The organism is Teichococcus coralli (assembly GCF_009829925.1).
Classification (GTDB): Bacteria; Pseudomonadota; Alphaproteobacteria; order Acetobacterales; family Acetobacteraceae; genus Pseudoroseomonas; species Pseudoroseomonas coralli.
In genome coordinates this window covers 131,023-145,128 of the sequence record NZ_SNVJ01000013.1, presented here as the reverse complement: position 1 = coordinate 145,128, position 14,106 = coordinate 131,023, and the positions used below count along the sequence as shown (strand labels likewise).

At 73.3% G+C, this 14,106-nt stretch carries 15 protein-coding genes; 6 read left to right on the top strand and 9 right to left on the bottom strand.

Annotated features, from left to right (window positions below; genetic code table 11):
- The coding region (locus E0493_RS15380; RefSeq protein ID WP_202397145.1) for an SH3 domain-containing protein at positions 1-544 on the top strand (544 nt) is incomplete at its 5' end.
- 145 nt (positions 545-689) lie between these two features.
- Here the strand turns inward: E0493_RS15380 and E0493_RS15375 are convergent.
- The 8 genes from E0493_RS15375 to E0493_RS15340 form a co-directional block, all read right to left on the bottom strand.
- Complete coding sequence (locus tag E0493_RS15375) at positions 690-1,544, bottom strand: SirB1 family protein (RefSeq protein WP_160938122.1); 855 nt, start codon at positions 1,542-1,544, stop codon at positions 690-692.
- A 48-nt stretch (positions 1,545-1,592) separates the two neighbouring features.
- Positions 1,593-1,973, bottom strand: a complete 381-nt coding sequence (locus E0493_RS15370) for a histidine triad nucleotide-binding protein (protein WP_160938121.1) — start codon at positions 1,971-1,973, stop codon at positions 1,593-1,595.
- A gap of 28 nt (positions 1,974-2,001) precedes the next feature.
- Entirely contained in the window at positions 2,002-2,559 is a 558-nt protein-coding gene (locus tag E0493_RS15365) for a phosphoribosyl-ATP diphosphatase (RefSeq protein ID WP_160938120.1), read from the bottom strand.
- A 5-nt stretch (positions 2,560-2,564) separates the two neighbouring features.
- The gene (hisF, locus tag E0493_RS15360) at positions 2,565-3,341 is read right to left on the bottom strand and encodes an imidazole glycerol phosphate synthase subunit HisF (RefSeq protein ID WP_160938119.1); all 777 of its coding nucleotides are present in this window, start codon (positions 3,339-3,341) and stop codon (positions 2,565-2,567) included.
- A gap of 312 nt (positions 3,342-3,653) precedes the next feature.
- Complete coding sequence (locus E0493_RS15355) at positions 3,654-4,553, bottom strand: 2-keto-4-pentenoate hydratase (protein ID WP_160938118.1); 900 nt, start codon at positions 4,551-4,553, stop codon at positions 3,654-3,656.
- A gap of 114 nt (positions 4,554-4,667) precedes the next feature.
- On the bottom strand, positions 4,668-5,678 hold the full coding sequence (locus tag E0493_RS15350; RefSeq protein WP_160938117.1) for a Bug family tripartite tricarboxylate transporter substrate binding protein: 1,011 nt from the start codon (positions 5,676-5,678) through the stop codon (positions 4,668-4,670).
- Between the two features lie 78 nt (positions 5,679-5,756).
- Entirely contained in the window at positions 5,757-6,497 is a 741-nt protein-coding gene (locus E0493_RS15345; RefSeq protein WP_160938116.1) for a TrmH family RNA methyltransferase, read from the bottom strand.
- Positions 6,498-6,743: 246 nt separating this feature from the next.
- Positions 6,744-7,835 carry a 2OG-Fe(II) oxygenase gene (locus E0493_RS15340; RefSeq protein WP_202397144.1) on the bottom strand — a complete coding sequence of 364 codons (1,092 nt, stop codon included), beginning with the start codon at positions 7,833-7,835 and terminating at the stop codon, positions 6,744-6,746.
- A gap of 259 nt (positions 7,836-8,094) precedes the next feature.
- On the opposite strand from E0493_RS15340, the gene cuyA reads away from it, so the two are divergent.
- The 5 genes from cuyA to E0493_RS15315 all read left to right on the top strand — a co-directional run bounded on the left by cuyA (position 8,095) and on the right by E0493_RS15315 (position 13,370).
- On the top strand, positions 8,095-9,114 hold the full coding sequence (gene cuyA / locus E0493_RS15335) for a D-cysteate sulfo-lyase (RefSeq protein WP_160938115.1): 1,020 nt from the start codon (positions 8,095-8,097) through the stop codon (positions 9,112-9,114).
- A gap of 299 nt (positions 9,115-9,413) precedes the next feature.
- Positions 9,414-10,283 carry a branched-chain amino acid aminotransferase gene (locus tag E0493_RS15330; RefSeq protein WP_160938114.1) on the top strand — a complete coding sequence of 290 codons (870 nt, stop codon included), beginning with the start codon at positions 9,414-9,416 and terminating at the stop codon, positions 10,281-10,283.
- A 47-nt stretch (positions 10,284-10,330) separates the two neighbouring features.
- Entirely contained in the window at positions 10,331-11,038 is a 708-nt protein-coding gene (locus E0493_RS15325; RefSeq protein ID WP_160938113.1) for an RluA family pseudouridine synthase, read from the top strand.
- Between the two features lie 4 nt (positions 11,039-11,042).
- Positions 11,043-12,806 (top strand): chloride channel protein, encoded by a 1,764-nt coding sequence (locus E0493_RS15320; RefSeq protein ID WP_160938112.1) that lies wholly within the window; start codon positions 11,043-11,045, stop codon positions 12,804-12,806.
- 369 nt (positions 12,807-13,175) lie between these two features.
- The gene (locus tag E0493_RS15315; protein ID WP_160938111.1) at positions 13,176-13,370 is read left to right on the top strand and encodes a hypothetical protein; all 195 of its coding nucleotides are present in this window, start codon (positions 13,176-13,178) and stop codon (positions 13,368-13,370) included.
- Between the two features lie 103 nt (positions 13,371-13,473).
- On the opposite strand, the gene E0493_RS15310 is transcribed toward E0493_RS15315, so the two are convergent.
- Positions 13,474-14,031 (bottom strand): cob(I)yrinic acid a,c-diamide adenosyltransferase, encoded by a 558-nt coding sequence (locus E0493_RS15310; protein ID WP_160938110.1) that lies wholly within the window; start codon positions 14,029-14,031, stop codon positions 13,474-13,476.
- Between the last annotated feature and the right edge of the window lie 75 nt (positions 14,032-14,106).

Genomic DNA, 14,106 nt, shown 5'->3' with positions numbered 1-14,106 from the left:
CGGAACGGCTGCCGGCGCGGCCGCGGCGGGTGCGGCGGCGGGCGCCGCCAGCGAGCCCGCGCCGCCGGCCTCGCCCGCCCCCACCCCGCGCGAGCTGGAATCGCCGAATGTCGGCAGCGTCACCGGCCTGCCGCTGCCCCGCTTCGTTTCGCTGCGCAGCGACGAGGTGAACCTGCGCATCGGGCCGGACACGCGCTTCCCCATCGAATGGACCTTCCAGCGGCGCGACCTGCCGGTGCAGATCCTGCGCGAATACAACAACTGGCGCCGCATCCGCGACATGGACGGCACGGAAGGCTGGGTGCACCAGTCCACCCTGGCCGGGCGCCGCACCTTTCTGGTGCGTGGGCCGCAGGAGCATATCCTGCGCAGCAGCGAAGGGGACGCGAGCGGTGTCGTTGCCAAGCTGATGCCGGACGTGGTCGGGCGCATCCGCAATTGCCGCGCGAACAGCAACTGGTGCGAGGTGCAGGTGGGCGACTATCGCGGCTACCTCAAGCGCGGCGAGGTGTGGGGCGTCGCGGCCGATGAGGAGGTGAACTGAGGCCGGCCGGAGTCCGGGGCTGCGCCGGGGTTCGTGGCCGAAGCCAGGTCGGGGGAGGGAACGCCCCCCGGGCCCCCTCCTTCCTCTGTTGGCTCTTCGCTGGCGCCTGGCGGCGAAGGGGAGGGCCGGCAGGCGGGGCCGCCGGTCAGTGCAGGCGCTGGCGCAGTTCCGCCGCCATGACGCGGGCCCGCTCGGCTGCCTCGCCCCCGGGCACCAGTTCCAGGAAGCGGTCCAGGCAGGCCAGCGCGGCGCCGATTCGGTCGAGCCGCTGGTTCATCAGCGCCGCCTCGCGCCAGAGCGCCGCGGTGTCGGGGGCCAGGCGCAGCATGTCCTGCGTGCAGACCAGGGCGCCCTGGAGGTTGCCCGCGCGCAGGCGGCGCAGCTTGATGTTGTTCTGCAGGCGCAGCAGCACGGCGCGCTTGCCGACGGGCGTCAGGAATTCGGGGCGCAGCTCCGCCTGCGGCCCCTGCACGCCCTTGAGCAGGGCGCGCAGCTCCGGCGCTTCCAGCGGGCGGCCGAGCTGGAACGGGTCCACCACCGCGGCGCCATGGCTGCCCTCGATGCCCAGCAGGAAATGGCCGGGAAAATCGAGCCCTGAGGCGCCCCAGCCCGCCGCCTCCGCCGCGTGCAGCCAGAGGATGCCGAGCGCCACCGGCAGGCCGCGCCGCCGCTCGACCACGCGGACCAGGTTGGCGTTCTCGGGCGCCTCGTAGGTCTCGGTGTCGCCGGCATAGCCGAACTGGTCCTGCATCACGCGGCGCAGCACCGCGGTGCGGCGGAGGCCATCGCCCGCATCGGCCGCGGGATCGGCGGCGGCGGCGGTGACGGTGGCGCGGGCCAGTTCCGAGAGGTGCTGCGCGGCCGCGCCCCAGTCGGCCTCCGGCGCGTCGATGCGCGCGAACTGCAGGGCGACGGAGGCGAGGTCCAGCTCGGCCTCCGGCAGCCGGCCGGCGGCCTCCAGCGCGGCGCGGGCCTCGGCCTCGGAGGTGGTTTCGGTCATGCCCTCTGGATGGCGACGCGGCGCGGCGCGATCAAGGGCGGCGCGGCCTCAAGGCTCCGACAGCATGGGGCCGAGCGCGCGGCCGCCGAAGATGTGCACGTGGAAATGCGGCACCTCCTGCCCGCCATCCGGCCCCATGTTGGTCAGCACGCGGTAGCCGGGGCCTTCCAGGCCGAGCTGGCGGGCCACCTCGCCGACCGCGCGCCAGAAGCCCGCCACCGCCTCCGCCCCGGCCTGGGCGGAGAAGTCGGCCACCGAGACGTATTCGCCCTTCGGGATCACCAGCACATGCACCGGCGCCTTGGGGGCGATGTCGTGGAAGGCCAGGGCGTGCTCGTCCTCGTAGATCCTCTTGGCGGGGATCTCGCTGCGCAGGATGCGGGCGAAGACGTTGCCGGGGTCGTAGGGCGGCAGGCCGGAGACGGGCATGGCGGTCCTCCTTACAGGGAAGCTTGCCTCAGGGCAGCTTCGTGGTCTCGGCGGCGCGCAGGATGGCCTTGGGCCGGGACGCCTTCTCGGCGATGCCGGAAATGCCCTCGCGCCGCACCAGCTCGGCCCATACTTCCTCCGGCCGGATGCCGGCGTCCACCCACAGGACGATCAGGTGGTAGAGCAGGTCGGCGCTCTCCAGGATGGTGGGCTGGCGGTTGCCGAGCGTCGCCTCGATGACGCATTCCACCGCCTCCTCGCCCAGCTTCTGCGCCACCTTGGCGGTGCCGCGCGCCATCAGCCGGGCGGAGTGCGAGTGGGTGGCGTCCCCGGCGAGGCGGCGGGCCTCCACCGTTTCCCACAGCCGGCGCAGCACCGCGATATCGCCGGCGGCGGGCACTTCCAGCGGCGCCAGGTGCCGCGCCTCGGCCCTCAGCACCCGCTTGCGCGGCCCGGCGGCGACGGGCAGGTCCGGCGGCGCCGGCAGCGCGGCGCGCAGGGCCTTCGGCTTGGCCACCTTCTTCACGCCTTTCTTTGCGACCGGCTGCTTGGCCTTCAGCGGCTTCTTCTTCGCGTCCTTGCCCATCAGACTCAGGCTGCCTCCCGGAGGGGGTTGGGGCGCACCGGCAGGCCGGCCGCGGCCAGCGCGGCCTTGGCCTCGCCGATCCGCATCTCCCCGTAGTGGAACACACTGGCGGCCAGCAGGCCGGTCGCGCCGGCCTGGGCCCCCTCGACGAAATGCTGGGTGGTGCCGACGCCGCCCGAGGCCACCAGCGGCAGCCGCACCCGGCTCCGCAGCGCGCGCAGCAGGTCCAGGTCGAAGCCGGACTTGGTGCCGTCGCGGTCCATCGAGGTGACCAGCAGCTCGCCGGCGCCGAGGGCGGCCATGCGCCCGGCCCAGTCCAGCGCGTCGATGCCGGTGGCGCGGCGGCCGCCATGGGTGAAGATCTCCCACTTCCCCGGCGCCACCGCGCGGGCGTCGATGGCGACCACGATGGCCTGGCTGCCGAAGGCCTCCGCCGCGCGGCGCACCAGGTCGGGGTCGGCGACGGCGGCGCTGTTGATGCTGGCCTTGTCGGCGCCGGCCAGCAGCAGCTTGCGCACGTCCTCGACGCTGCGCACGCCGCCGCCGACGGTCAGCGGGATGAAGACCTCGGCGGCGGTGCGCGAGACCACGTCGTACATGGTGTCGCGGTTCTCGTGGGTGGCGCCGATGTCGAGGAAGGTGATCTCGTCGGCGCCCTCGGCGTCATAGGCGCGGGCCTGCTCGACCGGATCGCCCGCGTCGCGCAGCGCGACGAAGTTGACGCCCTTGACGACGCGGCCTTCCTTCACGTCCAGGCACGGGATCACACGCAAGGCCAGCATGGCGGCGCCTCCAGACCTTTGACTTCCACAGTAAACGGGGGCGATGCGCCGGGTTGCGGCCGGGGTCAAGAGCGGTTGTCGCGAAGGTTGCCGGTGAAAAGGCCGGGGGGAATGAGGACCTGTCCTCGAATCCGCCCAGGGACGGCAGTACGGGCAAAACTGGGGGAGAATGAATTCTCCCCCAGGCCCCCTCTTCTTTCTTTTCCATCCAACTGTTGCGCCGGTGGGGCGGATCGCCGGCGGGACCCTTGCCTCAAGGCGGAGCCGGAAACTGACGGAAAAAGGGAGGGGGTATGAATTTCCCCCGGCCCTTTACTTCAGCGTCACGCTCACCGCGACCGGCTTCTCCAGCAGCCCCGTATAGGTGACGGTGTAGGTGCGCCCGGCCTCCGCCGGCAGCGCGGGGGAGAAGCCGCCGAGCGAGATCAGGTCGCCCGCCTTCAGCGCCGTGCCGCGCGCCTTCAGGTCCTTCACCAGCCAGGGGATGACGTTCAGCGGATGGCCGAGCAGGGCGGTGCCGGGGGCGGTGGCCAGTTCCTTCTGCTCGGTGGCGAAGCGCACGCTCATGCTGCCGAGGCGCCTGGCGAAATCCTCCGTCGCTTCCGGGGTGATCGGATCGCCCACCACGCCGAGGCGGGCGCCGACGCCGATGGCCAGCAGGTTCGGCCCGTCCATCTGCTTGAGGTCGGCCAGCGCCCGGTCGGGCAGCTCGATGAAGGGGATGACCTGGTCGAGGTGCCGCAGGATGGCGACGTGGTCCTCGCCGGCCTCGGCGATGCCTTCGTCCTTGACGCGGACGATCAGGTCGGCCTCGGCCACCGGCACGGCGGCGAAGTCGGCCGGCAGGGTGTCGCCGGAATGCGCCTTGACCGTGGCCTGGTAGATCGGACCGGCGAGCGGGTGGTCCACGCCGAAGCGCTTCTGCGCCGCCTCGTTGGTCAGGCCGACCTTCCAGCCGACCACCGGGCCGAGCTGCTTCTCCATCGCCGGCACCAGCTTGCGCTGGGCGCAGAGCCCGTCCGCCAGGCTCAGGCTGCGGCCGAAGGGCTGCACCGGCGCCTTGGCCAGCAGCGAGGCGGCGAGCGCCTGCATGGCGGCGTCGTCCGGGCAGGTGGGGGCGGCGGCGGGGGTGGGCGCGGGCGAGGCGGGAGCGGCCGCGGCGGCGCCGGCCAGCGGCAGCAGCAGGGCGACGGCGGTCAGGGCTCGGCGCATGGGCGGGCATTCCTCCAGGGCTTCGGGGAAGGATGCTAGCGGGGGAGGCGCCGGCGCGACAATGCGCCGCGTCCGGGCGGGCGAAGGCTTCCCCTCCCCCGCCCGGCCGGGGGTTCAGTCCAGGCTGGCGCCGGACTCGGCGACCAGCTGCTTCCACACCGCTTCCTGCGCGCGGATGTAGTCGCCATAGGCCTTGGGGGTGGCGTCCACCACGGTGGTGAAGCCGTTCGGCTCCATCTTCGCGCGGAACGCCGGGGTGTCCACCACGCCCACGATCGCCTTGTGCAGCAGGGCGATGCGGTCCTCCGGCGTGCCGGCGGGCACGTTGACGCCGTACCAGGACTGCATGTCGATGCCGGAGCCGGGCAGCAGCTCCTTCATCGCCGGCACGTCCTTCAGCTCCGGCGCGTAGGTCACGCGGTCGGCGCTGGCGGCGGCCAGGACGCGCAGCCGGCCCTCGCGGACATGCGCCATGGAGAGCGGGATGACGTCGAACATCATGTCGATGTTGCCGGCGATCAGGTCCTGCAGCGCCGGGGCGCCGCCGCGGTAGGGGACGTGGGTGATGTCGGCGCCGGTCGCCTTGCAGACCTTGCTGATCGTCAGGTGGCTGATGGTGCCGGTGCCGGAGGAGCCCATGGTGAGCTTGCCCGGATCCTTCTTCGCCGCCGCGATGACCTCCTGGAAGGACTTGTACGGGCTCTTGGCGTTGACCGTCATGAACACCGTGCCGGTGGTCACGCGCGTCACCGGAGCCAGGTCGGTGACCGGGTCGATCGGCATGGACTTGGCGTAGAGGAACTTGTTCGCCGCCAGGATCGAGGCGGAGCCGAGCAGCATCGTGTACCCGTCCTTCTCGGAGCGGGCCGCCTCGGCGGCGCCGATGTTGCCGCCGGCGCCGCCGCGGTTGTCCACGATGACGCTCTTGCCCAGCACGGGCTCCAGCATCTGCGCCATCAGCCGCGCGGTCATGTCCACCGAGCCGCCCGGCGCGTAGGGCACGACGATGCGCAGGTTGCGGGCGGGGAAGGCCTCCTGCGCCCGCGCGGCATGCGGGGCGAGGAGCGCCGAGGCGGCGGGAAAGGTGGCGGCGGCACCGAGCAGGGTGCGGCGGCGGAGCGTCATGGTCTTGGGAGCCTCCGGTTGGGTCCGGGGCGGGTTCTGATCGTTCCGGGACAGGGGGGCAAGCCCCGCGCGGCTTCTTTACACCCTTGCGCCCAGGCTGTGCATCAGCACGGCCGCCGCAACCGAAACGTTCAGGCTTTCCACCGCGCCCGAGCCGGGCAGCGTGACCCGCGCCGCGCAGGCGGCGACGGTCGCTTCCGGCAGGCCCTGCTCCTCATTGCCCAGCACCAGCGCCACCGGGCGGCCGGTGGGCAGCGCGGCGGGAGGCACGCCCTCCCGCGCCACCGCGGCCACGGTCAGGTAGCGGGCGGAAAGGCGCCGCAGCGCGGCCGGCAGGTCGGCGGCGCGGAAGAGGGCCAGCGCCTCCAGCCCGCCCTCGCTGGTGCGCCAGGCGGCGTCCGACAGGCCGGCCTGGCGCGGGTCGCCGGAAAGCAGCATGGCCCGGCAGCCGAAGAAGGCGGCCGAGCGGGCGATGGCGCCGAGGTTGTGCGGGTTGCCGATGCCGTCCAGCACCGGCAGCAGGCCGGGCGGCAGCGCCTCGGGTCCCGGCAGCTCGGGGATGGTCCGGGGCGTGGCGATGGCGACGATGCCGCCATGGTGCGCGGTGCCGGCGACGCGGGCCAGCTCCTCCGGGGGCACCTCGCGGTAGGGCTTCCGGGCGCGGGCGAGCTGGGCGCAGAAGGGACCGGCCTCGGCGCGCCGGGCGGCGACGTAGAACAGCCGCAGCACCGCCTGCGGGCGGTGCGCGAAGGCGGCGGCCACGGCGGCGGGGCCGCAGAGACGGTCGGGTTCGGGCTGCGGCGGGCGGGGCGGTCTCATGCGGCAAGGCAAGTAGCGCCGGGGAAGGGCCGGGGGAAGGCGTGGCGGGTGCGGGCCGGGATGGCGCTGGAGGGAAATGGATTCTCTCCCAGGCGCCCTCTGCTGTTTTTCCGCCGGCTTTTGCGGCGCTGGCGGCATGCGCCCGCGCCGGAGCGGGCGCCGTCCTCGGCCACGAGCGCGGCCGCGACCTGCGGAAAAAAGAAGGGGGGGTCGGGGGAATTCCTTCCCCCGACCTTGTCGTCCCGATCAGCCGGCTTCGGCGAGGCTCTGCCGCTCGCGCTCGCGCAGCCGCGCCGCCGGCTCGTCGTAGAGGAAGGGCAGGAAGGCGTAGCGCCGGCCCTGCGTCACCGGCCGCACGGCGTGCAGCAGCGAGCAGGAGAAGACCACCGCGCCGCCGGTCGGCGCGCGGTAGGTGCGCGGGCCGAATTCGGGGAAGTTCAGCTCGCCGCCCTCGTACTCGCCGGCGTTGAGGTTGACCGTGACGGCGAAGCGGCGGTGCGCGGTGGCGGGGGTGGTGTTGTCGCGGTGGGGGCGGAAATGGCCGCCCTCCGCGGCGTCGTAGCAGGCGACGACGTAGCGCTCGATGCGCGTCGCCTGGAACTGGAAGGCCCAGCGCAGCGCCGGCGCCACCTGGGCGGCCAGGCGGTGGCGGAGCGCCTCCAGCAGCGCCGGGTCGCGCAGGGCGAGGTCGGAGCGGCGCTTGTGCGCGGGGTCCTGCACCAGCACGGTGCGGCCCTCCACCGCGCGCATGAAGCCGGAGGGGCTGCCGCCGGCGGCCTCGTAATGGGCGATCAGGCGGCGGCAGAGGGCGGGCTCCAGCACGCGCGGCAGCACCAGCACGGGGGCCGGCGCCTCGATGCCGGCATGCCGCTCCGGCGGCGGCAGCGCGGCGAGGCGGGCCAGCAGCGCCGCCGCGCCTTCCAGCGGGGCCACCTCCAGCACGCGCAGCATGGGGTCGAGCAGCAGCAGGCCGCCGCGCTCCGGCAGCAGGCCGCAGGCGGCGAAGGCCGCCCCCTCCGGCGCGGCCAGGACGCGCAGGCCGGGGAGCTGGTCGCGCAGGCCGCCTTCCGCCAGGTCCTCCACGCGCGGCGTGACGAGGAAGAGCGCGGCGTGGCGGTCGTCCAGCCGGGCGCGGTGCGGCGCCAGCGCCGCCTGCAGCGGGCCGGCCGCGCCGGCCACGGGCAGAAAGGCCAGCAGCAGCCAGCGGCCGGCGGCGATATCCAGCACGTAGTGCGGGTTGGCGGCGCTGCGCAGCGGCAGCGGCGGCAGCATGGCGCCCGCCGGCAGGCCGCCGCCGGGGCGGGCCTCCGTCGCCGGGAGCGGGTTGTCTGGGAGCATGGGGTGCGGGTGCCCTTCGGGGCGGCGTGGGAGGGTCGTCCCGTCGCGGTCGCGCGGGCGGGGCCGGCATGATGCCGCAGCGGCGATGACCATTGTCTGAACGCCGGACCTGAACGCCGGACCTGAACGCCGGACCTGAACGCCGGACCTGAACGCCGGACCTGAACGCCGGACCTGAACGCCGCCGCGGCCGATTTGGCACCCACCGCCGGCGGGCCTAGGGTGCGGCGCGGCCACAAGACCTGGAGGAACCCGCCCCATGAACCTCGCCCGCTTTCCGCGCATCCGGCTCGGCCACCTGCCGACGCCGCTGGAGCCGATGGAGAACCTTTCGCGTCATCTCGGCGGCCCCGGGGGCGGCCCGCGCCTCTGGATCAAGCGGGACGACGCCACCGGCCTTTCCACCGGCGGCAACAAGACCCGCAAGCTCGAGTTCCTGATGGCCGAGGCGCTGGCGCAGCAGGCCGACACCGTGATCACCCAGGGCGCCACGCAGTCCAACCACGCGCGGCAGACGGCGGCGGCGGCGGCGAAGCTGGGGCTGGCCTGCCACATCCTGCTGGAGGACCGCACCGGCGACCACAGCCCGGCCTATGCGCAGTCCGGCAACGTGCTGCTGGACAAGCTGCACGGCGCCAGCATCGCCCGCCGGCCCGGCGGGGCGGACATGCAGGCGGAGATGGAGGCGCTGGCCGCCGAGCTGCGCGCCAAGGGCAAGCGGCCCTACGTCATTCCCGGCGGCGGCTCCAACCCGGTGGGCGCGCTGGGCTACGTCAATGCCGCGCTGGAGCTGGTGAACCAGGCGGCCGAGATGGGGCTGCGCATCGACCACGTGGTGCACGCCACCGGCAGCGCCGGCACCCAGGCCGGGCTGGTGGCCGGCCTCGTGGCGCTGAACAGCGGCATTCCCGTGCTCGGCATCGGCGTCCGCGCGCCGCGCGAGAAGCAGGAGGCGAACGTGCTGGCGCTGGCGCAGCGCACCGCCGAGCATCTCGGCCTGCCCGGCATCGTCAAGGCGGAGCACGTGGTGGCCAACTGCGACTATGTCGGGCAGGGCTACGGCATCCCGACCGAGGGGATGGTCGAGGCCGTCAAGCTGCTGGCGGAGAAGGAGGGCATCCTGCTCGACCCGGTCTATTCCGGGAAGGGCATGGCCGGGCTGATCGACCTGATCGGCAAGGGGCGCTTCGGCAAGGACGAGAACGTGGTGTTCCTGCACACCGGCGGCGCCGTCGGGCTGTTCGGCTACCCGGACGCCTTCGGGGTGGCGCAGGACTGAGGGCGGGACAAGGCCGGGGGAGAATGAATTCTCCCCCGGACCCCCTCTTCTTCTTTTCTATCAGTTCGGTCGCGCGTCCTGCACGCGCTCGCGCCGGGACGGAAACCGCCCCGGCGACGGCCAACGACCAGCCACCGGGCGAGGCGCCGCGGCTGGCGGAACCTGAAAACTGGCAGAAGAAGGAAGGGGTTCGGGGGAGTTCCCTCCCCCGCTCTTTCCGCCGCCTGCCGCCCTTCAAACCGGCGGCGAGGCGTGCCACTCTCCGCGCCCTCCGTTGCAAAAGGGAAGGAGAGTTCTCCATGGCGGGCGTCTTTTGGCACGACGGCAAGTGGATGACCGAGGAGCCGAAGGTGCTCGGCCCGATGGACCACGCCTTCTGGCTGGGCTCGATGGTGTTCGACGGCGCGCGCGCCATCCGCGGCCTGGTGCCCGACCTCGACCGGCACTGCGCGCGGGTGATCCGCAGCGCCGAGGCGATGATGATGCAGCCGACGCTGGCGGCCGACCGCATCGAGGCGCTCTGCCGTGAGGGCGTGGCCAAGATGCCGGCCGATGCCGAGCTCTACATCCGCCCGATGTTCTTTGTCCGCCGCGGCATCGGCGCCGCCTTTCCCGACCCGGCGAGCACCGAGTTCATCCTCTCGGTCTATGACGCGCCGCTGCCGGACGTCTCGAAGGGCTTCTCGGCCTGCCTGGTGCCGTTCCGCCGCCCGGCGGCCGACATGGCGCCGACCGACGCCAAGGCCTCCTGCCTCTACCCGAACTCCTCGCGCGCCGCCGCCGCCGCCCGCGCCCGCGGCTTCGACAACGCCGTGCTCTGCGACTTCGAGGGCAATGTGGCGGAGTTCGCCACCTCCAACATGATGCTGGTGAAGGACGGCGTGGTGATGACGCCGGCCGTCAACGGCACCTACCTGGCCGGCATCACCCGCTCGCGCGTGCTGACGCTGCTGCGCGAGGCCGGCATCGAGGCGCGCGAGTGCGTCGTGACGCCCGCGATGCTGCGCGAGGCGGACGAGATCTTCGCCACCGGCAATTTCGGCAAGGTGCAGTACTGCACGAACTTCGAGGGCCGCACCCTGCCGATCGGGCCGGTCGCGCAGAAGGCGCGGCAGCTCTATTTCGACTGGGCCGAGCGCACCAGCCGGATGCTGCCCAAGGCGGCCTGACCTTTCCGGGGGCACTGCCCCCGCCACCTTGTCCCGGGACTCCTGTGATGGGAGATCCAAGAACCTCAGGTTCTTGGCGGGGAGAGTTTGAGAGGGGCGGCGCCCCTCTCAAGATCCTCCTGCAAACCGACGCGGTGCTGATCATCGACAAGCCCGCGGGCCTGCCGGTGCATGCGGGTCCGCGCGGCGGCCGCAGCCTGGAGGATCTCCTGCCGGCGCTGGCCTTCGGCAAGCGGCGCCTGCCGCAACCGGCCCATCGACTGGACACCGACACCGCCGGCTGCCTCGTGCTCGGCCGCACCAAGCCGGCGCTGGCGGAGCTTGGCGCCCTGTTCGCCGCCGGCCGGGCGCGCAAGACCTACTGGGCGGTGGTGCAGGGCGGCCCGGCGGCGCAATCCGGCCGGATCGACCTGCCCTTGCGCAAGGTGAGCAGCGCCGCCGCCGGCTGGCGCATGGAGCCGCACCCGGAGGGCCAGCCCGCCCTCACCCGGTGGCGGGTGAGGGGGCGCGGCGAGGGGCTTGCCTGGCTGGAGCTGCGCCCGGAGACCGGCCGCACCCACCAGTTGCGCGTGCACTGCGCCAGCCAGGGCTGGCCGATCCTCGGCGACCCGCTCTACGGAAAAACCGCGCCGGCCGGGCTGCATCTGCTGGCGCGTGCCATTGTTCTGCCGCTGGCTTCGCCGATTGAGGCCACGGCCCCGGTGCCGGAGGCCCTGCGGCCGGCCTTCCGCGCCTGCGGCTGGAAAGAAGAGTGAGGCGATGACCCCGATCCACCGCTGGCTGCGCCGGCGCTTATCCGTTCCCTGGCGCAAGGCGGTGCGGCAGACCGAGCTGGGCATCCTGGGCCTCGGCGTCGTGGCGGGCGCGGCGAGCGGGGTGGTGGCCTCCCTGCTCGGCCTGGCGGCGAAGGGGCTTCACCTGCTGCTGTTCGGCGCCGACAGCGAGCATGGGCTCAGCGCGCTGCGCGACGCCGACCCGCTGGTGTTGCTGCTCTCCCCCGCCGTGGGCGGCCTGCTGCTGGCGCTGCTCGGCATGGCGCTGGCGCGCTGGTGGCCGCGCCAGCCGATCGACCCGATCGAGGCCAATGCGCTGCATGGCGGCCGCATGTCGCTGATCGACGGCATCGTGGTGGGGATGCAGAACCTGCTCTCCAACGGCTTCGGCGCCTCGGTGGGGCTGGAGGCGGCCTATACCCAGGCCGGCGGCGGCGTGGCCTCGCGGCTCGGGCGCGCCTTCGGCCTGCGGCGCGGCGACCTGCGGGTGCTGGTGGGCTGCGGCGCCGCCGGGGCCATCGCCGCCTCCTTCCAGGCGCCGCTGACCGGCGCCTTCTATGCCTTCGAGCTGGTGATCGGCGCCTATTCCATCGCGCAGCTCGGGCCGGTGGTGGCGGCGGCGGTGGCGGGCACGGTGGTGGCCCGGGCGCTGGGCGGCACCACGCCGGTCTTTTCCGGCGGCATCGCGCCGCCCGACTGGAACGACGGCCTCACCGCCCTGTTCATCGGCCTGCTCTGCGGCCTGGCGGCCATCGCGCTGATGCGCGGCGTCACCCTGGCCGAGGCGGTGATCCGCCGGGTGATTCCCTGGAGCTTCCTGCGGCCGGCGACCGGCGGGCTGATGGTGGGGGCGCTGGCGCTGGTGACGCCCGCGGTGCTTTCCGCCGGGCATGGCGCGCTGCACCTCACCTTCGTGGTGGAGGGCTCGGCCGTGCCGGTGCTGATGCTGCTGCTGCTTAAGGCGCTGGCCTCGGCCATCTCGATCGGCAGCGGCTTCCGCGGCGGGCTGTTCTTTGCCTCGCTGCTGCTGGGCGCGCTGTTCGGCAAGCTGCTGGCGGTGCCGGCGAACTGGGCCGGCTTCGGGGTGGACCCGCTGCTGACCGCCGTGGTGGGCATGAGCGCCTTCGGCGCCGCCATCATCGGCGCGCCCTTCGCCATGACCTTCATCGCGCTGGAGACGACCGGGGACTTCGCCGTGGCGGGGGTGACGGTGGCGGCCGTCATCGTCTCCTCGACCACGGTGCGGCGCCTGTTCGGCTACTCCTTCGCCACCTGGCGCTTCCACCTGCGGGGCGAGGCGATCCGCAGCGCGCACGACATCGGCTGGCTGCGCGAGCTGACGGTGGGCAAGCTGATGCGGCGCGAGGTGCGGACGGTGAAGACCGACCTGCGCATCTCCTCCTTCCGCCGCGACTTCCCGCTGGGCTCCGTCACGCATGTCGTCGCGCTCGACCAGGCCGACCGCTACGCCGGGCTGATCCTGGTGGCCGAGGCGCACGCGCCCGAGGCCGCGGAGAACGACACGGTGGCGACGCTGGTGCACCTGCCGGACAGGGTGCTGCTGCCGGCGCAGAACGCCAAGCAGGCCATGGCGATCTTCGACGCAACCGATGCCGAGGCGCTGGCGGTGGTGGACAAGGGCGACACCTCCCGCGTGCTCGGGCTGGTGACGGCCTCCCACCTGCTGCGGCGCTACAGCGAGGAGCTGGACAAGCGGCGGCAGGACGAGCTGGGCATCATGCCGGCCTGAAGCCCCCGGGAGGGGAGGCAGGGCGACGGAACCGGGAGGACAGGACCGGGAGGACGGAACTGGGGGAGAATGAATTCTCCCCCGGACTCCCACTTCTTTTTTCTTTTTTCTCCGTTCGATGCGCGGGCGGCGCCCCGGGCGCTGGAGCAGCCCCGGCGACCGTTGTCACGCGGATCGCCGGCGGTGCCGGAAGGCGACGGAAAAGGAGCGGGGTCCGGGGGGGAGTTCGCCCCCCCCCCGGGGCCTTTCTCGCCGGCCGGGCGAAGCCGACGGGCCGGTCACAGGCTGGCAACAGACCTCTCGTTAGCGTGAGCCTCCCGGCCGGAAACAGCCCGGCCGGCGGGCAGCAAGGGCAACGAGAGCAGGACCATGCGCTATTCGGAGCAGGCGGGAGCGGAAGCCGAGCTGGACTACGCGATGGGCTTCGTTGAGCGGGGCTTCGGCGCGGAATCGCCGGAAGCGCGCTTCACCACCCTCTGCGTCATGGCCGTGATCGTCTCGCGCTACGCGCCCGGGCCCTGGCAGGAGGAGGCGGAGGACCGGCTCGCCGCGCTGGCCGGCTAGGTGCCGCTCGCGCCGGAGGACCTGGCCATCCTGCGCCAGTTCCGCGCGCACGGGCTGCGGGTGGACCCGCGCCAGGTCCGCCGGCGGATGGCGCAGGCGGCGCTCACGGCGCCCGCGTCCCGCCGGGAACCCAGAGCACGTCACCGCCGGCATTGAGCGCGCGCGACAGCACGAAGAGGTGGTCCGAGAGGCGGTTGAGGTAGCGCAGCGCCGCCGCGTTGACCGCCTCGGCCGCCGCCAGCGCCACCACCACCCGCTCGGCGCGGCGCGCGGTGGTGCGGGCGAGATGCGCATGCGCCGCCGCCGGCGTGCCGCCGGGCAGCACAAAGGAGCGCAGCGGCGGCAGGGCGGCGTTCATCGCGGCGATCTCGGCCTCCAGCCGGGCGCACTGGGCGTCGGTCACGCGCAGGCGGTCCCCGGCCTCGTCGCCGGGCACGCAGAGGTCGGCGCCAAGGTCGAACAGGTCGTTCTGGATGCGCGCCAGCATGGCGTCCACCTCGGCTTCCGTGTGCAGGCGGAGCAGGCCGAGCGTGGCGTTCGCCTCGTCCACCGCGCCGATGGCCTCGACGCGAAGCGCGTCCTTGCGCACGCGGCTGCCGTCGCCGAGCGAGGTCTCGCCGCGGTCGCCGCCGCGGGTGGTGATGACGTCCAGCCTGACCATCGGATGCAGCCCCTGCCCTAGAGCATATCCCGATCAGGTGGAATCACCTGATCGGTGAAGATGCTCGTCAAAACA